Source organism: Vibrio sp. A11 (assembly GCF_013048705.1).
Classification (GTDB): Bacteria; Pseudomonadota; Gammaproteobacteria; order Enterobacterales; family Vibrionaceae; genus Vibrio; species Vibrio metschnikovii.
The window spans coordinates 22385-47248 of record NZ_VHSI01000015.1 but is presented as its reverse complement, the minus strand read 5'-3'; the positions used below and the strand labels follow the sequence as shown (position 1 = coordinate 47248).

Genomic DNA, 24864 nt, shown 5'->3' with positions numbered 1-24864 from the left:
TAGAACTAAATTTGCAGTTTTTTTATCGCTCGCATCGTTTTTCTCACCTGGCTAGACAGCTCTCTTATTGGATTCACACGCTGTTCCAGTCGGTTGATCTGGTCTAGCAAATGAAGATAGAGAGGGATTTCCCAATCCATTGCATGTGAAAAACGGCGTAACACCCCATTTGAAACTTCTTGGGTTTCAAGCTCAGGATACCAACCTACACGAGCGATCACGCGGTGCCACTTGATTTTAGGTAAGCGCTGTTCACTCGTAACAATGAACTCATAGCGAAATGGGTACTCTACGTTGTACTCTTTTGACAAGGCTTTCTTTAGTTTATCCATTTGTTTCTTCAGTTCTTTTGCTGCTGCCATCAAGTGCTTTGACTCTGTCGCAACGAAATTAGATAAACCATCGATTCTTTCTGGCAAAGGAACTGCCTCAGGCAGCTTCAACTTGAGATTACTTAACTCAATTTCCTTGCTTAGTTGTACGATCCCGACATTGGGTGTGGTTTTCTTCGTCATAGTGCTTCTCCATTTTGGGATTTTTGAAAGTGCTCACGAAGCTTGTTAAGCCGTTTTGTACAGATTTGTGCTTTTTGTTTGATGGTGAGGATTTCATGCCGCACTTCGCGGATCAGTGCGAAGGCATCTTCTGTGTACTCAATAAGATCGGATTCCCATTCCGAGTTTGCTTTTGAAAAGCGACCCGGTGGGTAACGAAAGCCTTTGCCTTTGGCTAAATGCTTTGATCGAACACGCTGTTCTTTGTTGTTTCGCTGTGACATTTGGTTGGCACTGAGATACCAGTTGTAGTACCAAGCCGCTTCAAAGCGATGGTTGCGAACCCGAACACGGCAGCCGTAGCGGCCAGGTGAGGTTTCCTTATGTGTTCGATGGATTCGCCAAAATTGGTTAGCGTAGCAACTGGCTAAAAACTCAAGCAGATAGGGCTCTTGCATTGCAAAGTTCTCGATATCATTAAGAGCTTTTAGCGATTGTGATAGCGCGAGTTCAAAGCACTCTTGTTCACTTTCGGGATGTCGCTGCTGGGCTCGTTGATGCCATTGATAGGCGGCGGAATGTTCATTTAATACAGTCATATTGGCTCCTTGTTTGTTTTGCTTAAGGTAGCGCAAACGTACGGTTACCTACGCATCTGTAATTGCCCTTTTTGAGCGCATAATTTTCCTCTAGTCCCATCGCTGATTGGTAGTCATGGCAGCGATTCCTCTCCTAGGACCTATCCCTGTACTTTCCAGATATCTATCCTTGTGGGACGTTGCTACGGATTATTTTCTTTGCTTTATTGTTTTGGCGGGGATGTAGGGATTTATAGTCCAATCATTGTGGGACCTGGGCGTCGATTATTTTTTTGATGGGATTGCGACGGTAAATTTCTAGATTATTGTGGGATTTGGTCAGTTTGAAGCGCTTGAGGGCTGATGCACTTTCACATGTGAAAGCCCATGGGGCAGCACGCGGTGGGCTGTGAGCAAGAGCGCTTTTGGGTTGCTTTTCGGTTGGTGGGTTTGATACTCGCGTTGGCACTTAAATCCAAAAGCAATCAAAATAATGACTTGTGATGAACTATGTGACTCTAACGAGGTGGTTTGTCTAATGGTTGAAACTAAACAGATCAATGTTATTTAAAGTGGATGAACTAAAGTGTGTTCAGCTTGCTTCCCTAAGTAAAAGCGTATTGCACTAAAAAACGATGGCCAGTCTCCTGCTCGATTTTTCCTAAGTATAGATGTGGCTAATGAACTACGAGCCTGTTCTATCGTTAGCCCACGTCCCACTCTTTCTGTGATTCGACTATTGAGGTCTTCAAGAATCATTTTTCGAGCCCGCATTAAGCGTGGAGAATTTAAATTTAGTTCTTTAATTGTGTGGCGCGCCATTTCAGCGTCTAACCCCTGAACTTCACAAGCTCTCTCATTTACATCCATTTGGCCCGTAGTTCGAGAAAACTTCCAAATGTTGTGGTGAGGTAAATTTAGTGGATTGAAGATAATCGTATCCAGAATTTTGTCATCTTTTGGTACATCACAAGAATAGTTTTTCCGATCAGTATCGAACCTCTGCTCAGGCTCAACAACTTTGCTTTGATTTCCACCACAGCAAACAACTAGTAAGTTAGCCCAATCTAACCCCCAGTTACGTTCTCCCTGCTCGCGTTTCGATTTTGGGTGAAAATGCTCGATGCGGCAGTCATCTAGAGCTCCGCTTGTTCCTGACAATAAATCCTGTTCACAATATGCACATAAATTGCCTTGGTCCGTCCGTAGTTGTTGCTGTGTTTCCTGATATCTTGCACCGCAACAGCGGAAAGTTTCGCCAATTAATTCATTGTCTTTTTTATCCCACAAAGCGTCAGGGTTTGCTGCTCTGAATACACCCAGTCGGTTTGGTTCCACTCCTTTATTGATGGTTTTCATTGTCTCGCTCAAACTCACGAATACGAATATCAGTTTCTAATTTTTGAAGTTCAGCTTCTGTCTGCCCACCCCATCGATATAGAACAGTTTTAAGCTCTAACGCTTCATCTGTATCCCATTGGTCAGCTTCTACCAATTCCGTATAACGATTTAGCTTTTTGACAATATCAATGTGTTGAGGTCGAATATTGCCTCCCAAGACGTCTTCCAACATTCTTGTACTTTCAGAGCCATAAGTACTAGTTCCTGTTAATAGTTTTGCTTCACTTTCATCGGCAGAAATAATTCGGATTGATTCTGCATGAACAGTGGTAAGTACTTGAGGACTATGCGTAGTAACAATAAATTGGACGTTCTTAAACAAGCTTGTAAGATCATTTAGAACTTTCTGCTGCCATCTTGGGTGTAGGTGAAGCTCAATTTCATCGATTAGAACAATCCCATTCACTGCTAGTGGGTTATTACTGGCAGGGTTAAGTAAATAGGCACGTCTTACTAAGTCGATTGTTAAAGCGACCATATTTCTATAGCCTTCGCTTAGCTGCTCTAAGGTAAGCTGTACACACTCATCCTTCTCATTTTTCCAATGCACCACAACATCATTGCTGTTTTTATCAAATTCTATGCTCGTTGCTCGCTCTACAATCTGATAAACAGCTTCAGAGACAAGTCTCTTTGCCGGGTGGATAAACTTGTGTTGTTTTAGCTCATCACGCTTTCGAAGCTCATCTACTTCAATTTTCGAGAACCAGTTTTTTATAATGCCGTAGTTCACCTTAGCATCTAGAGCAGAGTCATAACCTTCGCCACGAATATCTTTTTCGAAGGGGTTTATTGCTACTTTAGAACTTGTTGGGGTGAGGGCACGACTTGTTCCATAGTAGGCGATCAATGGAAATTCAGATTGGCTATCAACTAACTGACTGGCATAGCCAGTTAATGCTGCGGTTCCTATCTTCGGAGGCTCTGAAGTCCCCGCACCTTTAGCTACAAGGTCCCAACTCAAACTTGATGTTGTCTCAATCGCTATACGAGCATGGCTCGCAACCCCGTTTGAACTAACATGAATATCCGATTTTTTTATCAGCTTTCCCTTTGCATCAGGCATAGCGGTAAGAAAAGGACCAAGACCACAAGCCACCGCTTCTAAAATTGAAGTTTTACCGGCACCATTTTCACCAACCAAGACATTCAGAGAAGAATGCATTGGCACTTTAAAATCCGTGTATCCCCTAAAGTTGCTTACAGAAACTTCACTAACTTTGAGGTCTTTGCGTACGTAAAGAGAAGGATCTAAGTTAAATTGTCTTTCTGCTATCTGCCGAGGGGGCAAGCTAACACTAAATCGGCCCTCATTGTCACAAGCCTCAACAATCGCATTTATATTGTCGTGTGAGAGAACATTTCGACCTCGAGCTGGTTCATAAAACAACGAAGCATCGACAAATTTGACGCTTCTATTGTTTTTATTCTCTAACCCTGAATTGAGAACAATAAGCACTGTCGGAATTGACGTCGAGTAATGGATGTTTTTAGGTAATAAAATGACCTGTTCGATAACTCCTTGAGACACTAAATACTCGCGAACTTTGGCTTCAGAGCCTGTTCTCGTTAAGGCCCCTAGAGACATACCAACTAACAACTTACCTCTCTCAGTAAGAGCTGACAGCATTGATAGCGTTATAAACCAATCACTTCTACTTTCAGGCAGAATGCTGGCTACGTCTAGCCACTTATTACCCATTGAATAGTAAATATCTTCCCGAGATGATTTGGGGATTTTCATTCCAAAAGGTGGAAAGGAAACAATTAGGTCGTATTCATTTTTCTGATAGATGGGATTCGATAAGGAGTCTCCAAAAAAGTCTCTACCTTTTATCCCCCTGATTACTCGGCTTATTATTAGTTGAAAATAAGCGTCCTTGTTGACTTCTTGAGTATCTATATAAACTCTTTCTTTGCTTACATTGGAAAAAGAAAATGCTGTGTTTCCAGCCCCTGCAAATGGGTCGCACACTGACTTTGGTTGATAGCGCAAACCTAGCGCTGTGACCAAGTGGTTTACATCTTTGGGAGTGTAAAATTCCCCCCCTGATTTGCCTTCATTCTCAGCAAAGAGCAAATTTAATTCAGATAGAGAAAGTGACGCTATGGAAGCGCTTCTATTTAATAGCCCATCTCTGATTGCATTACGAACAAAAGACTCATTAATGTTGTCGAATGAACGAAATGTATTTTCTAAGTAATCACACAGAAAATTGGACACATCGCGATGAATTAATCCTAGATGAACAGCATGCTCAACCAACTCATAAGAGTAACGAGCAATAACATTAAAAGAATCGAACCTTGGTGCCTCAAAATGCTGACCGGTATTGGATTGGAGATAACGTATAAAGAAAATTGAATAGGCTAATGAACGATAGTTCGATATAGGAGATGCCCCTCGAACATAATCAAGTATCTTCCATATTTCTCTTGCCTGAGATCTAGCCAGTTTCAGGTCTTCATCGCGATAGGTCATTTCTTATCTCATTACTTAACGTTTTACGTATAGAGCCCTTAGTTACCCAAGCGTTCTCTATTCATTCATGCTGCTATTTTGCTTCATCATGTCAAAAATCAGCTCAACATAACTTGCTATTACCTGTGAGGCGCTATATCGCCCTTTTGACAACCGCAAGGTGTCTGATTCAAAGCGGCACTCTACACGGGTTTGACTGTCAGCACTTGTAAAGAGAACAAGCTCCCCTTGAGAGGCTGTGGGCTGTTATCTGCCATAAGTTCAGCCTCGTACGTTACTAGTTATGAATACTGAGTCAGTACCCCAGATCATACAGTTTCCACCTCAACTGCCTCACCAACGCTTTTCATCAATGAAGTAAATTGGTCGCTATCTTGCTTGAGTCGTTCAATGATTTGTCTGGCGGCTGTTTGCATTTCTGGTACATCTATAGGTATCGAACCACTTTCGAAGCACCCCTTTAAATGTGAAAATTCGTTATTGATTCTATCTACTAACACCGCTGGGATTTTTTCATCACCAAAAAACAGCTTTAACTTATCTTCATCAGATGTTTGATCAGGGTACTTATAGTAAAGATAAATCTCGAAAAATTTTCGCGCATTATTCGCAAAGTTATAAAACGAGTTGAAGTTTGCATCATCAACACTTTCGACATTGGCGCACTTGTAGATTTGATGAAAAAGATAATTGAACTCTGTGATGTATTTTTTTAGGTAATCAGGCATAGACTGAATTGTAGAAAATTTACCTTGCCTAATCACAACAAAGAAATCTTTCTGGTAGCTTTTTAACTTTCCAGAGCCTGCTGGATCGATATACTTGCCATTCAGCATTCTCAGATACTTCAAAAAATCAAGGTTGTGTGTTGAAACAAACAGTTGTGCAAATTTGCCCTTTTCGACCACTTCCGCATTCAACAAGCTATAAATAAAGAAAATATGGTTGCCATCGAGCGACGAGATAGGATCATCAATCCAAATAATGGGTTTTGAGTCTTTGGTTGCGACATCATCTAACTTGGCCAAAAAGTAGCAAAATGCCAGCAAGCTGCATTCCCCTTCACTAAGATGATAAGCTTTTTTACCATCACGGATCACTTCAAACCGAATACGTTTTGCCTCTTGCGTTAGCCCTTCATCCTTTTTAGCCTCCAACGTCAAAAACTGATGCCCGAAAAAATTATTCAGATATTCATTTACCTTTTTAGCCCCTTTTTCTTCGTCATTCAGTTCACGTTTCTTAGCCGTAACCTGTGCTTGTTTTTCGGTAATATTCGCATTGATAGTCTCCTGTGCTTGTTGAGCCTCGTATCTTTTTTGCCGTAAGGTTTCAATTGAATTGAGCTGTGTTTGGTAATCAATCGTAAGCAAGTACTCAGCGACCTCTTTCAATCGCAAGTCGGCTTTGGCCTTGGTTTGTTCGCCAGCTAATGAGCTGCTAAATAACTCTGATTGAGCGCAAAGGTCACTATATTCCTGCCAGATTTGCGTTAGTTTCGCGGTACCATCAGCGGGGCTCTCAAAGTCTTTAACGTTTAAAATATCACCTTTTCGCGCCTTCAGTTGCTTGGTTAGATTACCTAAAGCAAGCTGATAGTCTTTGGTTGCAGCTTTTAACCTTAAATTTAAGGCAGTTAGTTGTGAGTGAAACTTGGAATAAAAAGCAGATTGATCTATGGTGAGTGCGGATTGAATTGTTTGGTTTTCGGTTTCTATCTTAGCAAGTAACGCATCAATCGACTTTTCTAATTGCTCAGATTCTTCATCAAAGTGCTTTTCAAGCTCTGCCCACCGCTCAGTCGAAATTTCATTGTCACAAAATGCGCATTTTTCATGCTTATTTCGATGATGAGAACGACCTTCATTGACCCAGCGGTTAAGTACAGCATCTTTTACTAACGCCTGAATTTTATCAGACTCACTGATGGGCTTGGTTATCAACGTTTCAACTTGTAGTGCCAAGCTTAAAAAACTTAGCTGAGGTGAAGAAAATTTAGGTATTGCAGGCAAAACCTTTTCATCAATCAGCTTTTCGTGCTCGCTCACTTGCTCTGATGTTAACGGCTGAAAATCAGGGCTACTAACAGTTGTGATATCGGCCTTTAATTTGGTAATGGTGTAGTTTTGGTCACCAAAACGCTCAGGCTTGTATTTAATGCCGATGTCTTTATTAGTCGCTTTATCACCCAGTTGTTTTTCTAGACTTTCATTCGATTGTTTATGAGAGGCAAAGGCCTCGCTGTATGCAACTGCAGCCTGCTTTTTGCCGGCAAACAAACCGGTTTCTTGCCCTTCAATACTAGAACCGAGCTCTTCCTCAAGAGCTTCAATCTCTTTTTCGATCTTATTATTGTCATCGCCTAAAATGGCAAATGGCTCAATGCTGTCGTCAGGATTAGTGATAAATCGAAGGTTATCTCTAATAAAGTCTTCATTGAAAACACGAATGTTCTTGTCGTGGGTGGTTAAGGCCGCGAGTGTTACATCTGAGTTGTCAGTAAAATTTAGCTGGAACGATGGCGATCCATATTTTTCAGATAAATAGCCAGTCTCTAGGGCACGCGCAATACGTGATAGTGTGGTTTTACCGGAGTAGTTGCGACCATAGATGATGTTGATATCAACAAAGTTCTGAACAGCACCACCTTTGTTTTTAACTTCACTATCCCAACTGAAGTCTTTGAAGACACCAAGCTTCTTAATGTGTTGTATTTTCTTAAGCATTATCGCTCTCCTTATTGTGCTAGGTGGCCCATCTTTAATTTGGTGCTTGGTTGTTATTTTGATGAGTTATTACGCTCCATTGCTAAAAATGGCTTGCCAACGACAAAACGCATTGCGGTGCCTGTCTGTCCATTGGGTGCAAATCACGTAGGTTTTTCCATCTCGCTGGGCCACTTTAGTGGTGGAGTAGCGGTTTCGCTCTTTGGCATCTTTTGCTGCACTGCGAATGTCTTCTGGCCGTGGTGATTTAGCCAGTTTTAGCACCGGGAATGACAACCCGAAGGTGTTGCGACAATAGGTTAGCTGCGTGAGGTTTTCTATTTCACTCAGTGGTAGAGCGTGTTCAACCAAGCCTTGGATAGCTTCGGTTATTTCGGCATTGCTGATTTTGTTTTGTGTTTGGCTGTGTAAGGATCCTTGTGCCTCAGCTTCATTTTCAAGGGCAACCGAAAACGGAAAGCCTTTGGCTTGAACGGACTTTGCTAAAAACACGTTGATGGCCTGTTCAATCGGTAAACCTAACTCAGCAAAGATACTCGTCGCTTTTTCAAGTAGTTGAGGGTCTATCTTGGTTGATTTCATGTGGCTTACAAACCTACAAATTGTAATTTTTGTATCTTAGCGGGTTTTATGTGTAGTGGTGAGTACTTGGGTCAAAAAAGCGAGAAGAAATTGGCGTAGTGATTGCTTGGGATGAGAGAGGTGTACCGTTTTCGTCAAATCGGTACAGTTTGGTAACGTTGTAGTGATTAAAAGTTAATTTATAACAATGTTTTAATTGGTTGGTCAGTTTAACTGTACCGTTTTAGGTGTACCGAACAAAAGCGGTACACTTAGTTGTTTTGTCCGTTCAAAGCATCATGTTTTGCTACTTTCACATGTGAAAGTGTGTCTCTAATCACTATGCGTTAACTATGGTGAGCAACTTAACGCATTAGCGGGTTACTTAACGCATAGCGCTTTGTGGCTTGATGAATAACGCTGAAGTAACGCCTAATCACATTACCGCACCATTATCTGCTTCTGTAACCCTAAATAAAGCATTTTACAGGCATATTTTCTGCTCCATCTGCCCATTTTGGGCCTGAGCACCGCGCGCCTTTGTATTGCTCATTCTGCAAACTACTCCTTGATTATCCATTAACTATTAGGAGTAGTTATGACTGAACAAAATCAATCAAATCAGCTATTAAGCTATCAAGGAGTTTGTCAGTTAACTCAGTTGTCTCAGGCAACCATTCGCCGTTATGTGAAAAATGGTTCTTTTCCTTCTCCAGTGAATTTATCGCCTGGTGCTCGAAGTGTGAGATTTCGTGTTGAAGACGTGCAGAAGTGGCTGCTGAGCCTGTGACGGTGAGGTGTGTATGTATCGAAACAAAAATAACGCACTGGAATACTGTGACAAAGAAGAAGGTTGGATGGCTATTAGCTCTGAACTTTCTGTCGTAGCGAGAGTAAGGGCACAAGATAAAAAATCGGCTTACGGTGCCTGCATTGAGTTTGTAAATATGGATCTTGTTCCTGTCCGGTTGGTTGTGCCTGCAAATCGAATTTTAGGTAGCGCAAGTAATGTACTACGTGAGGAGCTATTTGATCGCGGCTTTTGGCTAGAAGATGAGAAGTATAACTGGAGCCTTGTATTACGCTACTTACGTCAACATATAAAACAAGCGCCAACTGGCATCAGTGCATTTAATACAGGCTGGCATGACGATGTATTCGTGACAACTGAAACCAGTTTTGGCGTATCTGAGGAGCCATATTTTTACGCTGGAGCAATTGTTGATAGCAATTTTCAAGTCAAAGGTAGCCTAGATCATTGGCAACAGGAGATAGGCTGTCTTTTGAGCGGAAATCCAACCTTGATATTTTGTGTTGGAGTCGCACTTGCAGCACCACTACTAGCACCATCGGGAGGAGAAAGCTCAGTCTTTCATTTAATGGGTTCATCAAGCCAAGGTAAGTCTGGCGCTATTTATGTTGGATCGTCAGTTTACGGCTCTCATTCGTATAAGAAGACTTGGTACAGCACGAACAATGGCATCGAATCTGTATCAGCCAATTACAACGATGTCATGTTGCCTCTGGATGAGATTGGCATGGCGAGAAGTGAAAATTTGGATACTGCGGCTTACCAAATTGTGAATGGCGATGGAAAGTTAAGATCGTTAATTACAGGGGCTTTAGGCAAACAAGCAAAGTGGCGAACCTTAGTGCTTAGCACTGGTGAAGTTGGTTTGATCGATTTGCTGGAAGAAATAGGCAAAAAGCCCGCCGCAGGCCAATTGGTCAGAATTGTGGAGATACCGCTGACGGAAAAATATGGCTGTTTTTCTAGTGTTCACCGATTTAATGATTCTCATGAATTTGCCAAACATTTGGAGGAGGCAACGAAAAAGTACCATGGTTCGCTATTTCCAGCTTGGATGTGCTTGATAGTAAAGCAACCAGATCTGGAACTACTATTGAGATCGGAAATGGATAGACTGATGCAACGCTGGAAAGAAAGCTGTATGTCAGCTCAAGTCCTCAGAGTTCTACATCGCTTTTGCTTGGTTGCCGTTGCACTCTCGCTGGCTTCTCGACACAAATTAGTACCTTGGAGCGAAGAAGAGTCTTTCTTCTCCATACATAGTATTTTTCAGCGCTGGATTGCAGCCCGAGGACATACTCAAAATCATGAAGAGTTTGAAGTGCTTTTGGCATTGAAGCAGGCACTCTCCAAATGGGAAAAGCAGTTAAGTGAGATATCCAGCGGCAGAGCATCAAGTACGGGGTACTACCGACAAGACGGAGAGGAAGTACAGTGGCTGATTCATAAAAATGTGTTTATTCGTGATCTCCAGCTGCGCAAGCAATACATCAGCCAGCTGACTCCTTTGGTTCAAAGGCGGTGGTTTGAATCAAACGAGGGGGCTAGAGGGACGCTACGAGTAAAAGTGAACGGCAAATTGGAAAGGTTCTTTGCCTTTACACCTTCTCAAATTATCGAAGAACTAGAGGAGCTGACAGCCGATGCGTAATCCGTTTCCCAGTTTTCCCATATTTCCCATATTTCCCAACGCAGCGACATGGAGGGGGAGTTATGACAAGCAATGAACAGGTCCTTCTCCAGTCCATTTTGGCTAAAATCGATCATGTCGAGCGGGTTGTGTTAGAGCAGCGTTTGCAGCAACAAAAGGTGGAACTCCTTGGAAAGGATATTCTAACGGTTGATGAATGTGCAGCCTTGTTGGGCTTATCAACCAACCAGCTTTATAAGCTGACCAGCTCTGCGGAAATACCATTTTTCAAGCTTGGTAAGCACCTCCGATTTGAGCGGCAAGCCATCATGAAATGGGTTGAGGAGCAGCGTGTTTCATCTCATTATGAGATCGAAAAAAGGGCAGCAAACTATATCGCCACCACATCTCGTAAATAATACTTTCATAGCAGCGGCCTTAGGCCGCTGGATCCTTTCCAGAAGCAAAAATATCAGGGAATGTCAGCATGGCTTCCATCCTGCGCTGTTCTATGATGTCAGCGTAGATCTCGGTTGTCTTGAGTTCGCTATGGCCGAGCAGTTTCGATACTGCATATATATCAATTCCTCGACTCAACTGAATTACAGCAAAGGTGTGACGACCGCTATGGAATGTAACATGTTTACTGATCCCTGCAGCCATACACCATCTGAGCAACTCGACATTCATGTATGCGGAGTACTTTAATCCCTTAAATACTCGCTCATGTGCCGCTTTGACTGGGCCTAAGAGTGATTCTGCAGACTTAGACATATCCAAATACTGAAGGCTTTTAGCATCGCCGTGAGAGAGTTTGGCTTGGTCGAAGATAATGCGTTTGTGATTATTGAATGTCTCTATTTCTGACCAAGTAAGTCTGTGGATATCGCACCACCGCATCCCGGTTGAACACGAGAACAAAAATGCACGTTTAAGTACAGAATAGCGACATTCTGTGTGGGCTAATGCGTTGACTTCATCCAGTGTTAGATAAACCCTTTTAGTTGTTTTCGCTTTGATACTGGTTACTTGTGAAAGCGGGTTATCGCGAATAATACCTTCTCGATATGCTTGGTTGATCGCCGCTCGAACTTTATTGAAGTAGGAGCTTTGTGTGTTGCGAGATAACGCTGTGTCACTTTTGGTTTTCGCTTCATTGGTTAGGTAATACTTAAACCCGTCTAACCAGTCTTTATCCAGTTCATCAAAACTAAGATCATTTTTCCCGCAGTAGAACAACAGGTGCTTACGAGCTGAAAGCCAGATCGAATGGTTCGAGGTTGAAGTGGTTTGTTCTTTGATATCAACTTGCCGTTGAAAGTAATCAATGAAGCTAGCTGAACGCTTGGTTCGATCCTCAAATCCATGCTTCTGAGATTGCCACTCAACCAGTCGTTTACTCTTAATGGTTTCGGCGAGAAGCATATGTTCTTTATTGTGTTGGCGCTGAGCTGGCGTTTTGGGTTTGTCATAGATAAACAGATCTAGTATTTCGTGTTCACGTTTTCGCTGACGAGATCCGTTTGATTTAGTGGTATAACCGTGGTCATAAATGAGACGCAATGTTCGCGTTCCATCTGCTTTAAGTGCCCGTTTTTCAATGAAAATTTTCATGTTTGTCCCCAATTGGTCCCCAATACGGCATTTATAATGTCATTGGGGACCAACTGGGGACTAGATTTGGCAATTAACGGCAACGGATAGAAACAAACGGCAAATGACGATCTAATAAAATCAGTATGTTATCTACCGTTGCTTGCTGTTGTTTTCCGTTATTTGCCCACTTTACTTCCCGATACAAAACGAAGAGAAAATGCGTCCAAGGAGATCATCAGAGCTGAACTCGCCGGTGATCTCATTTAAGTGTTGCTGAGCTATGCGTAACTCTTCGGCAAGAATCTCACCGGCCATGTAGCCTTCGAGTTGCTGTTGACCAATCGCTAAGTGTTCTGCGGCACGCTCTAACGCATCAAGATGGCGACGACGCGCCATAAAACCGCCCTCTTGGTTACCGGTAAAGCCCATGCACTCTTTCAAATGCGTGCGTAGTGCTTCGACGCCTTGACCGGTTTTGGCAGAAAGACGAATCAAAGTCGGTTGGCTAGCGTGACAGATACCCAGTGTTTCACCGGTTTGATCGACTTTATTACGGATCACCGTCATCCCCATTTGATCGGGTAGACGGTCAACAAAGTCCGGCCAAATATCCTTTGGATCGGTTGCTTCAGTCGTCGTGCCATCGACCATAAATAGCACTCGGTCAGCTTGTTTGATCTCTTCCCACGCACGCTCGATACCAATTTTTTCTACTTCATCAGAGGCATCTCGTAGCCCTGCGGTATCAATGATGTGCAGCGGCATACCATCAATATGAATGTGTTCACGCAATACATCACGCGTGGTACCAGCAATGTCGGTCACAATCGCCGAGTCTTTACCCGATAACGCATTTAACAGGCTCGATTTACCGGCATTAGGGCGACCGGCTATCACTACCTTCATCCCTTCACGCATAATCGCGCCTTGGTTGGCTTCTTGACGAACCGCAGCCAGATTATCAATGATGGCTTGTAAATCAGCAGCAACTTTACCATCCGCCAGAAAATCAATTTCTTCTTCCGGGAAATCAATTGCCGCTTCAACGTAAATGCGTAAGTAGATCAAAGACTCAACTAAGGTATTAATTCGTTTAGAAAATTGCCCTTGCAGCGATTGAAGAGCAGATTTTGCCGCCTGCTCTGAGCTGGCGTCAATTAAGTCCGCAATCGCTTCCGCTTGGGTTAAATCTAACTTATCGTTCAAAAACGCTCGCTCAGAAAACTCGCCAGGCCGCGCTGGACGAAGACCAGGAATCGCTAAGATACGCTTGATCAACATGTCCATTACCACGGGTCCGCCATGACCTTGTAGCTCAAGGACATCTTCACCGGTAAAGGAGTGAGGATTTGGAAAATACAGCGCGATGCCTTGGTCTAGTTCAGCACCATCAGCATCTTTAAAAGGCAGATACTGCGCATAACGAGGCTTAAGGTCCATTCCGGTTACTTGCTTGGCCACGAAAGCGGCTTGTGGGCCAGAAACACGAATGATGCCAACGCCGCCTCGCCCAGGAGCGGTAGCTTGCGCGACAATGGTATCGGTGGTCATACTATTACCTACTTAACGATCGATGAGTGATTATTGTAATCAGCAGCGAACAAAAAGGCGACCAAAAGGTCGCCTTCATTAACTCAATCGCCTATTACTTAGAGTGCAAACCGCGCTTCTCTAATGAACGGTAAATCAACGTTTGTTGAATTAACGTTACGATGTTCGATACCAACCAGTAAAGCACTAAGCCTGATGGGAAGAACAAGAAGAAGAAGGTAAACATCACCGGCATGAAGGTCATGATCTTCTGCTGCATAGGGTCAGTAATGGTGTTCGGACTCATTTTCTGAATCAGGAACATACTGGCACCCATCAGCAATGGCAAGATGTAGTATGGGTCTTGCGCTGATAAGTCATGAATCCAACCAAAGAATGGTGAATGACGCAGTTCAACTGATTCCATCAATGCCCAGTATAAAGCAATGAAGATCGGCATCTGTAGCAAGATAGGTAGACAGCCACCCAGAGGGTTAACTTTCTCTTTCTTGTACAATTCCATCATTTCTTGGCTCATACGCTGACGATCATCGCCAATACGCTCACGCATCGCTTGCAGCTTAGGCTGTAGCATACGCATTTTGGCCATTGACGTGTATTGCGCTTTGGTCAGTGGGTACATGGCACCACGGACGATAAAGGTCAAACAGATAATCGCAACACCCCAGTTGCCGACAAAGCTCTGAATAAATGACAGCAAAGTATGCAGCGGCTTAGCAATAAACCATAACCAACCGTAGTCGACCACTAAATCTAGATTCGGAGCGGTAGCGGCCATGTCATTTTGCAATTTAGGGCCAACCCATAAGGTCGCCGTAAACTGAGTCGCATCACCATCAGCAATAGTTTTGTTTGGCATGCGCACACCAATATCACCAACGTTACCAATCACACGAGAATACAGATTGGTACCAGGTTCATTGCGAGGAATCCATGCGCTAGCAAAGTAATGCTGGATCATCGCTGCCCATCCCTGACCATTAGGTAAAGGTAGTGACAAGTTACGATCTTGCATATCTTTGAAACTGAATTTTTTATAACGTGTATCTTCGGTAGAGTAAGCGCCACCACGATAAGTCGGCATCGCTAAACTGCCGCCTGAATCAAGTAAGGTTTGACGCAAATGCGCATACATACCTAACGTCGCGTTATTACCAGAACGGTTGATCACATCAAACGTAACATCAACGGCATAATCACCACGTCTAACAATGAAGGTTTTCACGTACTCAATGCCATTCGCTTGATAGGTCATAGGAATACGCAATTCCTGCTCACCATCCGCTAACGCAAAATGATCACCATCAACGTGATAAACCGGACGATGATTGCTACTCAAATCGATACCTTGCGGACCAATCAAACCACTTTGAGCGATAAACAAGTGATTAGGGTCATTTCTTAACAAAGTAAATGGCGTCGATGAATTAAGTTCATCAGCGTACTGATTGAGCAAAGCATGAATAATATCCCCACCAACGGTATCAATTGACAGAGTCAAAACATCCGTGGTGACCGTCACGGTTTGTGCAGCAGCACGATGTTGCTCAGGAGCAGGATCAAATTCATCTGCAAATGAAGGTGCTGGGGCCGTGGTGCTGGTTTGAGCCTGCTCAATCACTTGTGGGGCTGGGTTCTTTGCTGCTTGCCATTGCTGGAAAAGTAAAAAAGAAACAAGCGCCAAAGCAATTAACAGGATATTACGTTGAGAATCCATCGTTATTTGTCTCTGTCTGGTTTTTTGACTGGTGGAATGGGGTCATATCCCCCTTCGTTCAAAGGGTGGCATTTTAATAGACGTTTGCCAGATAACCAACACCCTTTTATAAAACCGTGAGCTCTCAATGCTTCTATCGCATAATTTGAGCAAGTCGGCGTAAACCGGCAACGAGGGCCGATAAGCGGACTGATGATCCATTGGTAAAGTTTAACTAAACCAATAGTCAACCACGTGAAGGGCGAGATAGGCGATGCCATAACTTGTCGAATAAAGTAAACAGTTCTTCATTGCTTAAATCTTGCGCGGTTTTCTTCGCGATCACAACAAAATCTTTGTTAGCAAGTTTATGTTGATGGAGACGAAAACTTTCACGAGCAATACGTTTAAAGCGATTACGACCCACAGCCGTTTTAATTTGCTTCTTTGGGACAGCTAATCCTAAACGAGGATGAGAAAGGTTATTATCGCGAGCAATGATGGTAAAGTGAGGAGAGCCAGCACGATGCGCTTGCTGGAAGACTTTTTGATAATGCTCGGGAGTTAACAGACGTAACTCCCGATTGAACGCGTACGTATTCAAAATAATTCAGTGATTATTTTGACAGGCGCTTACGGCCTTTTGCACGACGTGCATTGATTACTTTACGACCGTTCGCAGTCGCCATGCGTGCACGGAAACCGTGGCTACGCTTGCGCTTTAGAACTGAAGGTTGAAAAGTGCGTTTAGACATTATTATTACCTTTACTGATCAGTAGTGTTAGGTTCTTAAGTTAACCCGGCGTGGGATATGTGTCTTCGTAAAGACGCCGACGCCTCTCAACAAAGAGGCGGAATTGTAATCACAGTCACAAAAAGTGTCAATGACTTGGGGTGGCGAAGTGTTACTCATTTTTCAATAAGCCATTTACCTCCCCATTCTTTCCGGTCGGGCGATTATACGGAGTATCAATGAAATCTCAAGGATCCTCGCTCGATCTTCACGCTTTTTTACTTAATCTGGCTTTTTCCACAGACTCAACGACGGATCAATATCTCATCTGATGCACATCTTATACCGAGTTAACCATAGCTTATCGGCGATTAATACAAAATAAGATAGTAAAAATCACTATTGGGGATAACTTAGCAAGATCTTAGTATATGTGGATCATAATGGGGGTAATTAGCTTGATCCCTGTGAGGATCTTCGTAAATATCCCCTGAACCTTGTGCATAAGTTCGATCTTATTCAAGAGTTTATCGATCAATCACTGGCGATCTAAGTTATCAACAGGTAGAATCACCTTCTTTATTAGCCATTAATTTTAGAGTGAGGGAACCGTGTCATCTTCGCTTTGGTTGCAGTGTTTGCAACAGCTTCAAGAAGAGCTACCAGCCACAGAATTCAGTATGTGGGTTCGTCCGTTACAAGCGGAGCTCAATGACAATACTCTCACTTTGTTCGCCCCAAACCGCTTTGTGCTCGATTGGGTACGTGATAAATACATAAACAATATCAATAGGTTACTTAGAGAACATTGCGGGCACAATGCACCCAGTTTACGGTTTGAAGTCGGCAGTCGACGAGTAATTGCGTCCGCTCCAGCCGCCCCCATCCGAACCGCAGCGGATGTTGCTGCCGAATCCTCTGCCCCAGCGCAATTAGCTCAGCGCCGACCGGTTCATAAAACATGGGATGACGATTCTGCCGCTAGCGATATCAATCATCGCTCTAATGTAAACCCTAAGCATAAGTTTAATAATTTTGTTGAAGGTAAATCGAACCAACTCGGTCTTGCCGCCGCGCGTCAAGTGGCCGATAACCCAGGTGCAGCTTATAACCCATTGTTTTTATATGGGGGAACCGGCTTAGGTAAAACTCACCTATTGCACGCGGTGGGTAATGCGATTGTCGATAAAAAACCCAATGCGAAAGTGGTCTACATGCACTCTGAGCGTTTTGTGCAAGATATGGTTAAAGCGCTGCAAAATAACGCGATTGAAGAATTTAAACGTTATTATCGTAGCGTCGATGCTTTATTGATCGATGACATTCAATTTTTCGCCAACAAAGAACGTTCTCAAGAAGAGTTTTTCCACACCTTCAACGCATTACTTGAAGGGAATCAACAGATCATTTTAACATCGGATCGTTATCCCAAAGAGATCAACGGGGTAGAAGATCGTCTGAAGTCTCGTTTCGGGTGGGGATTAACCGTTGCGATTGAGCCTCCGGAATTGGAAACTCGCGTAGCCATATTAATGACCAAAGCGGAAGATCATCAAATTCATCTTCCTGATGAAGTGGCATTCTTTATTGCTAAACGCTTACGTTCTAATGTGCGTGAATTGGAAGGAGCACTTAACCGAGTGATCGCCAATGCCAATTTTACCGGTCGACCGATCACGATTGATTTTGTTCGTGAAGCACTCCGCGATCTGCTTGCTTTACAAGAGAAGCTGGTCACGATTGATAACATTCAAAAAACCGTTGCTGAATACTACAAAATCAAAGTTGCTGATTTGTTATCTAAACGCCGCTCTCGTTCGGTGGCTCGTCCTCGCCAGCTAGCCATGGCGCTTTCGAAAGAGTTGACCAACCATAGCCTACCAGAAATTGGCGATGCATTTGGTGGTAGAGACCATACTACGGTGCTGCATGCTTGCCGAAAAATCGAACAATTGCGTGAAGAAAGTCACGACATAAAAGAAGATTATTCCAATTTAATTCGTACCCTTTCTTCATAAGTTTTTACGCTATATTGAACGCTTATTAGGTACCGTTTTATTCCATATTGTTAGGTTAAGATCTCACTATGAAATTTACCATTGAACGTAGTCACTTTATTAAACCCCTGCAACAGGTCTCCGGTACATTAGGTGGGCGAGCTGCGTTACCCATTCTAAGTCATTTATTATTAAAGATTGAAGATAACCAACTATCGATCACCGCAACCGACTTAGAAGTGGAATTGATCAGTCGAGTTACCCTAGAAGGGGACTTTGAAGCAGGCAGTATTACCGTTCCAGCGCGTAAATTTTTGGATATCTGTCGAGGTTTACCAGACAGTGCGGTGATCACCGTGCTGCTTGAAGGAGACCGCATTTCGATTCGCTCAGGTCGCAGCCGTTTTTCACTGGCAACCCTACCAGCCAATGACTTCCCAAATATTGAAGATTGGCAGAGCGATATCGATATTACAGTCACTCAAGCCGAATTACGGGGCCTGATTGAGAAAACTCAGTTTTCTATGGCTAACCAAGATGTGCGTTATTATCTGAATGGAATGATGTTTGAAATCGATGCTTCGACCTTACGTGCCGTAGCAACAGATGGCCATCGTATGGCTGTCGCTCAAACGACCGTCTCTCAAGCGTTGGCAAACAAACAAATTATCGTCCCTCGTAAAGGCATTTTAGAGCTCGTAAAACTACTTGATGCACCAGAACAACCGGTTGTGTTACAAATTGGTGCGTCAAATCTACGTGCAGAAGTCAACCAATTTGTCTTTACATCCAAGCTCGTTGACGGCCGTTTCCCTGATTATCGCCGAGTTTTACCGCAAAATACTAATAAGACGCTAATCACTGGCTGTGATGAATTACGCCAAGCTTTCTCGCGCGCGGCGATTTTATCTAATGAAAAGTTTCGTGGCGTGCGCGTCAACCTTGCTGAAGGAACGATGCGCATTACCGCCAATAACCCAGAGCAAGAAGAAGCCGAAGAGATGCTCGATGTGAGCTTTACTGGTGAGGCAATTGAGATTGGTTTTAACGTCAGTTACGTGATTGATGTGCTCAATACCTTGCGCTGTGACCAAGTCCGCATCTCAATGTCAGATGCGAATGCCAGTGCATTAATCGAAAACGTTGAGGACGACAGTGCCATGTATGTGGTGATGCCAATCCGTCTTTAATTGACAGATAAAGAACATAGCATGCCATTAACGCGCTTAGTCGTTCAGCAGTTTCGTAACATTAAAGCCTGTGATATGACCCTGTCATCAGGCTTTAATTTTCTTATTGGTCCAAATGGCAGCGGTAAAACCAGTGTACTAGAAGCTATCTATTTATTGGGTCATGGCCGCTCATTTAAGAGCTCATTAACTGGCAGAGTGATCCAAAATGAGTGCTCAGAACTGTTTGTTCATGGCCGTTTTTTGAACTCGGATCAATTTGAGCTACCGATTGGCATTAATAAGCAGCGAGATGGCTCAACAGAGGTTAAAATAGGCGGTCAATCAGGACAAAAGTTAGCTCAGCTGGCGCAAGTCCTACCATTGCAGTTAATTCATCCTGAAGGATTTGAACTACTAACCGATGGACCGAAACAGCGTCGAGCCTTTATTGATTGGGGGGTTTTTCATTCTCAACCCGCTTTTTTTGATGCTTGGGGACGATTTAAACGCTTAAATAAACAGCGTAATGCGTTGCTTAAAACCGCCAAAAGCTATCGCGAGATCAGCTACTGGGATCAAGAATTAGCTCAGCTTGCCGAGCAAATAGATCAATGGCGTCAGATCTATGTCGAGCACATGAAAAAAGTCGCCGAAGCATTGTGCCAAAGCTTCTTACCCGAATTTTCGATCAGCTTAACCTACTATCGAGGTTGGGATAAACAAACGCCTTATAAAGAGATATTGCAAAACAACTTTGCCCGTGACCAATTGTTGGGTTACACCTTCAGCGGTCCAAACAAAGCGGATTTGAAAATAAAAGTGAATGGAACACCTGTAGAAGATGTTCTATCACGCGGCCAGCTTAAGTTGATGGTCTGCGCCCTGCGCGTAGCACAAGGTCAACATTTAACCGAGCTGACCGGGAAGCAATGCATTTATCTGATTGATGATTTTGCTTCCGAACTCGATAGCCAACGTCGTCAGCGTCTAGCAGACTGCTTAAAAGCGACGGGGGCTCAAGTTTTTGTAAGTTCTATTACTGAAAGCCAAGTCACCGACATGATCGAGCCGAATAGCAAGATGTTTCATGTCGAACATGGCACAATAGAGCAAGGATAACTACTGAGAGAGTCACTCATGTCGAATAATTACGATTCATCGAGTATTAAGGTACTGAAGGGTCTAGACGCGGTACGTAAGCGTCCAGGAATGTACATCGGCGACACCGATGATGGCACCGGTCTTCACCACATGGTTTTTGAGGTGGTGGATAACTCAATAGATGAAGCGTTAGCGGGTCACTGTAAAGATATCGTCGTGACAATTCATGAAGATAATTCGGTATCGGTCAGCGATGATGGCCGTGGTATCCCAACGGAATTACATACCGAAGAAAACGTCTCTGCTGCAGAAGTTATCATGACCGTATTGCACGCTGGGGGTAAGTTTGATGATAACTCCTACAAAGTATCCGGTGGCTTGCACGGCGTTGGGGTTTCTGTCGTCAACGCGTTATCTGAAAAAGTCGTGTTAACCATTTATCGTGGTGGCAAAGTTCACACTCAAACCTATCGTCATGGCGTACCTCAAGCCCCCTTAGCGGTGGTTGGTGATACCGAACGTACTGGTACTACACTGCGCTTTTGGCCAAGTGCCGAGACGTTTACCAACATTGAATTCCATTATGAGATTCTAGCTAAACGCCTGCGTGAGCTGTCTTTTTTAAACTCAGGTGTCTCTATTCGTCTACAAGATGAGCGTGAAGCGGATAAACACGATCACTTTATGTATGAAGGGGGAATTCGAGCGTTCGTTACCCACCTCAATCGCAATAAAACGCCTATTCATGACAAAGTATTCCACTTCAATCATGACCGTGAAGATGGCACCAGCGTTGAAGTCGCTATGCAATGGAATGATGGTTTCCAAGAAAACATCTACTGCTTTACCAATAATATTCCACAGCGTGATGGCGGGACTCACTTAGCCGGATTCCGTGCTGCACTGACTCGAACGCTTAACACCTATATGGAAAAAGAAGGCTACAGCAAAAAAGCCAAAACCGCGACCTCTGGCGATGATGCTCGTGAAGGCTTAACAGCGGTCGTTTCTGTTAAAGTTCCCGATCCTAAGTTCTCCAGCCAAACCAAAGACAAATTGGTCTCTTCTGAAGTGAAGGCAGCGGTTGAGTCAGCGATGGGTGAAAAGCTCAATGAGTTTTTAGCAGAGCATCCTTCTGAAGCGAAAATGGTGTGCAGTAAAATTATTGATGCCGCTCGAGCTCGCGAAGCGGCACGTAAAGCGCGTGAAATGACGCGTCGTAAAGGCGCACTCGACCTTGCAGGCTTGCCAGGCAAACTTGCTGATTGCCAAGAGAAAGATCCAGCACTGTCTGAACTGTATATTGTCGAGGGAGATTCAGCGGGCGGCTCTGCAAAGCAGGGACGCAACCGTAAGAATCAAGCCATTTTGCCGCTCAAAGGTAAAATCCTTAACGTAGAAAAAGCGCGTTTTGATAAAATGCTCTCGTCACAAGAGGTGGCGACGCTGATCACCGCACTGGGCTGTGGTATTGGCCGCGATGAATACAACCCAGACAAACTGCGTTATCATAATATCATCATCATGACCGATGCTGACGTCGATGGTTCGCACATCCGAACACTATTATTGACCTTCTTCTATCGTCAAATGCCAGAATTGATCGAACGTGGCTACATCTATATTGCTCAGCCACCACTGTATAAAGTCAAAAAAGGCAAACAAGAGCAGTACATCAAAGATGAAGATGCCATGACGCAATATCAAATTGCTTTAGCGCTCGATAATGCCTCTTTGCATGTGAATGCCGATGCGCCAGCGTTAGCGGGTGAACCACTCGAGAAACTGGTGCTGCAATACAATGCAGCGATGAAATTAGTGGAAAGAATGAGCCGCCGTTATCCACTGGCGATGCTCAATGAATTTACCTATATGCCACGTTTAACCGAGCAACAATGCCAAGATAGCAGTGCGGTAGAAGCATGGACCGAACGTTTGGTCACTCAATTGAACGCCAAAGAAGTCGGTGCAAGTCAGTATCACTTTGCGATTGAGCATAATCCAGAGCTCGGTGTTTATTCACCGAAAATTATCGTCCGTACCCATGGAGTTACGTACGATTACCTACTCAGTGTTGATCTACTTAATTCTAAAGAATACAACCGATTAGCGGATCTTTTTGACTCGCTCGATGGGCTTCTAGAAGAGGGGGCATACATTCAACGTGGCGAGCGTACCCAAGTGGTTTCCAGTTTCACCGCCGCCCTTGACTGGCTCATTAAAGAATCACGTCGTGGTTTAGCAATCCAACGTTATAAAGGTTTGGGAGAAATGAACCCAGATCAACTTTGGGAAACCACCATGGATCCTGAGTCACGTCGCATGATGCAAGTCACCATTGAAGATGCCGTCGGTGCTGATGAACTATTTACCACATTGATGGGCGATCAAGTAGAACCTCGTCGGGCCTTTATTGAGAACAACGCATTAAGAGTAGCAAACTTAGATGTGTAGTTTTTCATAACATCGTGTTCTCTCACGCAGTGCTTCGGCACTGCGTTTTTGTTTATATAAACAGCGAAAATAACCATTTTATTCTCTTATTTCGATAAAACTGGCCTTTAGTCCTAGTATCAATCTTACCCTTACCATTTTCTGTCCTTTAATGACTAAAAACGCCATTTTCTCTGGTCGAGCACTTTTGCTTTCTTTTTTTAACTCGCTATAGTCAACAGACTTCATGATATAGCCCAATCGTCACTAGCCGTGACAGGGAATCACACAACGTTTGCAGGAGGAATAGTGATGGCATTTCTGGTTTAGACCGAGAGCAAACTTGCTCTCGGGAGACACTTAACGGCTGTCTTGTTATCAGGAGTGAGGAGAAATCACTATGCTTTACCGCTTTTATCGATCATGGCTACAAACGCTACGCATGTGGTGGCTAACCAGTGGGTTTATCACCTACCAATCCCCTTTGCTCCTCATTCAATTGTTCGAGCGACAAGAGCAGCAAAATACCCCGCATTGCCCTCGAGCCACCAGCATTCGCTTAGGTGATACCGTACACCTATTGGATGTAGCCACTAACAGTCCTTTTAAAATCAAGCTGGTTGCAGATCATCGTTGTGATCATACCGTGGGCTATATTGCGGTCGATTCCTACTTAGGAGCCGCACTGTTTGGCCGAACTGAGCAAGAAGTGATTAGTCTGCTACTGCTCGGCCAACGACACTCTTTTGTTATCACCCAAGTTACCCGTCAGTCATACCAACCTCGACGTACATCTGTACCATGTGGTTGTTTACTTTGTCAGTAAATGAAGGAGATCTCACTCATGAGTAAAAAAGACCTGAAGAAACCTCAATTAAGCTTAAAGGAAAAGCGTAAATTGAAACAAGAAAAAGCCTCAGAAAACGGAGTAGAAAAAGCACGTAAAAGTCGCGCCAAGTAACGTTTTCTTAGCTAATCGATTCTCCCTGAGCCTAATCATCCGATTAGGCTTTTTTTTAAAAAAAATCGATACGCGACTCTTGAAAGTCCAACGACTGACCTTATATAAAGTAGTGAAGAGGATGCCGCAAGGGCCTCAACTTGGATTGGCGTTACGCTCACTGAGGTAAGCCCGTCCATCAACATTAATCTTGATGAGCTTAGTTGTTAACAATAAGCCTCATCCTTAACGAAACTCGTTAAGACTATTGCTTACTAAGAGGATAGCATTATGAGAACTGTCGATTTTACTCCTTTATACCGCAACGCGATTGGCTTTGACCGTCTATTAAATATGATGGAAGCAAACAGTAACAAAAATACTCAAGGGGGTTATCCTCCTTACAATATCGAGCAACAAGAAGACAATAAATACCGTATCACAATGGCGGTTGCTGGCTTTGCCGAGCAAGAACTCGATATTACTCAACAAGAAAATACCTTAATTGTTCGCGGTGAGCGTCAGCAAGAAGACAACCGCAACTATATCTATCAAGGTATTGCTGAACGTAATTTTGAACGTAAATTCCAATTAGCGGACTACGTAAAAGTGATGGGAGCAGGGCTTGAAAACGGTTTATTGCATATCGACTTAGAACGAGAAATACCACAAGCTATGCAACCGCGTAAGATTGCCATTAATCAGCATCATCTATTAGAAAATCAGTAATCCCTACTCTCAGAAACAACAAAAAAGCGGCTTCGGCCGCTTTTTTACGTTTTTCACTCTTCATACCCATCACTTTTTATCCCTATTCACTTGGTTGACTCTCCGAACACTTGTGGATAAGTATGTCTTTATACGGTGATTAACCTATAGTTATTCTTTTTAAACTGAAGATCTTTTTTATGCCTGTGCATAAAACCTTTTTTTGATCCCAGCTAATACGCGATTTGATCAG

The 24864-nt window shown here is 43.5% G+C and carries 21 protein-coding genes; 9 read left to right on the top strand and 12 right to left on the bottom strand.

Annotated elements, in window-relative coordinates; genetic code table 11:
- Positions 1–5 precede the first annotated feature (5 nt).
- From FKQ60_RS14280 to FKQ60_RS14255, 6 genes are all read right to left on the bottom strand, one after another.
- Positions 6–515, bottom strand: coding sequence for a hypothetical protein (locus FKQ60_RS14280; protein WP_170905024.1), 510 nt, complete (start codon positions 513–515; stop codon positions 6–8).
- Positions 512–1093, bottom strand: coding sequence for a conjugative transfer protein MobI(A/C) (gene mobI / locus FKQ60_RS14275; protein ID WP_170905025.1), 582 nt, complete (start codon positions 1091–1093; stop codon positions 512–514). The genes FKQ60_RS14280 and mobI overlap by 4 nt, the downstream gene beginning before the upstream one ends.
- A 546-nt stretch (positions 1094–1639) precedes the next feature.
- The gene (locus FKQ60_RS14270; protein ID WP_170905026.1) at positions 1640–2431 is read right to left on the bottom strand and encodes a retron system putative HNH endonuclease; all 792 of its coding nucleotides are present in this window, start codon (positions 2429–2431) and stop codon (positions 1640–1642) included.
- Positions 2415–4955 (bottom strand): N-6 DNA methylase, encoded by a 2541-nt coding sequence (locus FKQ60_RS14265; protein WP_170905027.1) that lies wholly within the window; start codon positions 4953–4955, stop codon positions 2415–2417. Before FKQ60_RS14265 ends, FKQ60_RS14270 begins: the two co-directional genes overlap by 17 nt.
- Positions 4956–5263: 308 nt before the next feature.
- On the bottom strand, positions 5264–7681 hold the full coding sequence (locus FKQ60_RS14260; RefSeq protein WP_170905028.1) for an AAA family ATPase: 2418 nt from the start codon (positions 7679–7681) through the stop codon (positions 5264–5266).
- Between the two features lie 69 nt (positions 7682–7750).
- On the bottom strand, positions 7751–8263 hold the full coding sequence (locus FKQ60_RS14255; protein ID WP_170905029.1) for a type II toxin-antitoxin system RelB/DinJ family antitoxin: 513 nt from the start codon (positions 8261–8263) through the stop codon (positions 7751–7753).
- 577 nt (positions 8264–8840) lie between these two features.
- Between FKQ60_RS14255 and FKQ60_RS14250 the strand changes: the two genes are divergently transcribed.
- The 3 genes from FKQ60_RS14250 to FKQ60_RS14240 all read left to right on the top strand — a co-directional run bounded on the left by FKQ60_RS14250 (position 8841) and on the right by FKQ60_RS14240 (position 11102).
- Positions 8841–9032 (top strand): AlpA family phage regulatory protein, encoded by a 192-nt coding sequence (locus FKQ60_RS14250; protein WP_170905030.1) that lies wholly within the window; start codon positions 8841–8843, stop codon positions 9030–9032.
- Positions 9033–9045: 13 nt separating this feature from the next.
- Complete coding sequence (locus FKQ60_RS14245; RefSeq protein WP_170906668.1) at positions 9046–10704, top strand: DUF927 domain-containing protein; 1659 nt, start codon at positions 9046–9048, stop codon at positions 10702–10704.
- A 62-nt stretch (positions 10705–10766) separates the two neighbouring features.
- Positions 10767–11102: a helix-turn-helix domain-containing protein gene (locus FKQ60_RS14240; protein ID WP_078558392.1), complete on the top strand. Its 336-nt coding sequence runs from the start codon at positions 10767–10769 to the stop codon at positions 11100–11102.
- 19 nt (positions 11103–11121) lie between these two features.
- Here FKQ60_RS14240 and FKQ60_RS14235 read toward each other — a convergent pair whose 3' ends face one another.
- From FKQ60_RS14235 to rpmH, 6 genes are all read right to left on the bottom strand, one after another.
- Complete coding sequence (locus tag FKQ60_RS14235) at positions 11122–12297, bottom strand: site-specific integrase (protein ID WP_113610673.1); 1176 nt, start codon at positions 12295–12297, stop codon at positions 11122–11124.
- Positions 12298–12468: 171 nt separating this feature from the next.
- On the bottom strand, positions 12469–13830 hold the full coding sequence (mnmE, locus tag FKQ60_RS14230; RefSeq protein ID WP_170905032.1) for a tRNA uridine-5-carboxymethylaminomethyl(34) synthesis GTPase MnmE: 1362 nt from the start codon (positions 13828–13830) through the stop codon (positions 12469–12471).
- A gap of 94 nt (positions 13831–13924) precedes the next feature.
- The gene (gene yidC, locus FKQ60_RS14225) at positions 13925–15547 is read right to left on the bottom strand and encodes a membrane protein insertase YidC (RefSeq protein WP_004397551.1); all 1623 of its coding nucleotides are present in this window, start codon (positions 15545–15547) and stop codon (positions 13925–13927) included.
- Between the two features lie 2 nt (positions 15548–15549).
- Entirely contained in the window at positions 15550–15807 is a 258-nt protein-coding gene (gene yidD / locus FKQ60_RS14220) for a membrane protein insertion efficiency factor YidD (protein ID WP_072670255.1), read from the bottom strand.
- Entirely contained in the window at positions 15774–16097 is a 324-nt protein-coding gene (rnpA, locus tag FKQ60_RS14215; RefSeq protein ID WP_233268204.1) for a ribonuclease P protein component, read from the bottom strand. Before rnpA ends, yidD begins: the two co-directional genes overlap by 34 nt.
- Positions 16098–16143: 46 nt before the next feature.
- On the bottom strand, positions 16144–16281 hold the full coding sequence (rpmH, locus tag FKQ60_RS14210; protein ID WP_004397549.1) for a 50S ribosomal protein L34: 138 nt from the start codon (positions 16279–16281) through the stop codon (positions 16144–16146).
- Between the two features lie 590 nt (positions 16282–16871).
- On the opposite strand from rpmH, the gene dnaA reads away from it, so the two are divergent.
- The 6 genes from dnaA (at position 16872) to FKQ60_RS14180 (ending at position 24632) form a co-directional block, all read left to right on the top strand.
- Entirely contained in the window at positions 16872–18278 is a 1407-nt protein-coding gene (gene dnaA / locus FKQ60_RS14205; protein WP_170905033.1) for a chromosomal replication initiator protein DnaA, read from the top strand.
- 68 nt (positions 18279–18346) lie between these two features.
- Positions 18347–19447, top strand: coding sequence for a DNA polymerase III subunit beta (dnaN, locus tag FKQ60_RS14200; protein ID WP_161425217.1), 1101 nt, complete (start codon positions 18347–18349; stop codon positions 19445–19447).
- A 21-nt stretch (positions 19448–19468) separates the two neighbouring features.
- Entirely contained in the window at positions 19469–20548 is a 1080-nt protein-coding gene (gene recF, locus FKQ60_RS14195; protein WP_004397546.1) for a DNA replication/repair protein RecF, read from the top strand.
- Positions 20549–20566: 18 nt separating this feature from the next.
- Positions 20567–22984, top strand: a complete 2418-nt coding sequence (gene gyrB / locus FKQ60_RS14190; RefSeq protein WP_154169693.1) for a DNA topoisomerase (ATP-hydrolyzing) subunit B — start codon at positions 20567–20569, stop codon at positions 22982–22984.
- 379 nt (positions 22985–23363) lie between these two features.
- Entirely contained in the window at positions 23364–23789 is a 426-nt protein-coding gene (locus FKQ60_RS14185) for a GreA/GreB family elongation factor (protein ID WP_158137555.1), read from the top strand.
- A gap of 405 nt (positions 23790–24194) precedes the next feature.
- Positions 24195–24632 (top strand): Hsp20 family protein, encoded by a 438-nt coding sequence (locus FKQ60_RS14180; protein WP_154169699.1) that lies wholly within the window; start codon positions 24195–24197, stop codon positions 24630–24632.
- Positions 24633–24864 lie beyond the last annotated feature (232 nt).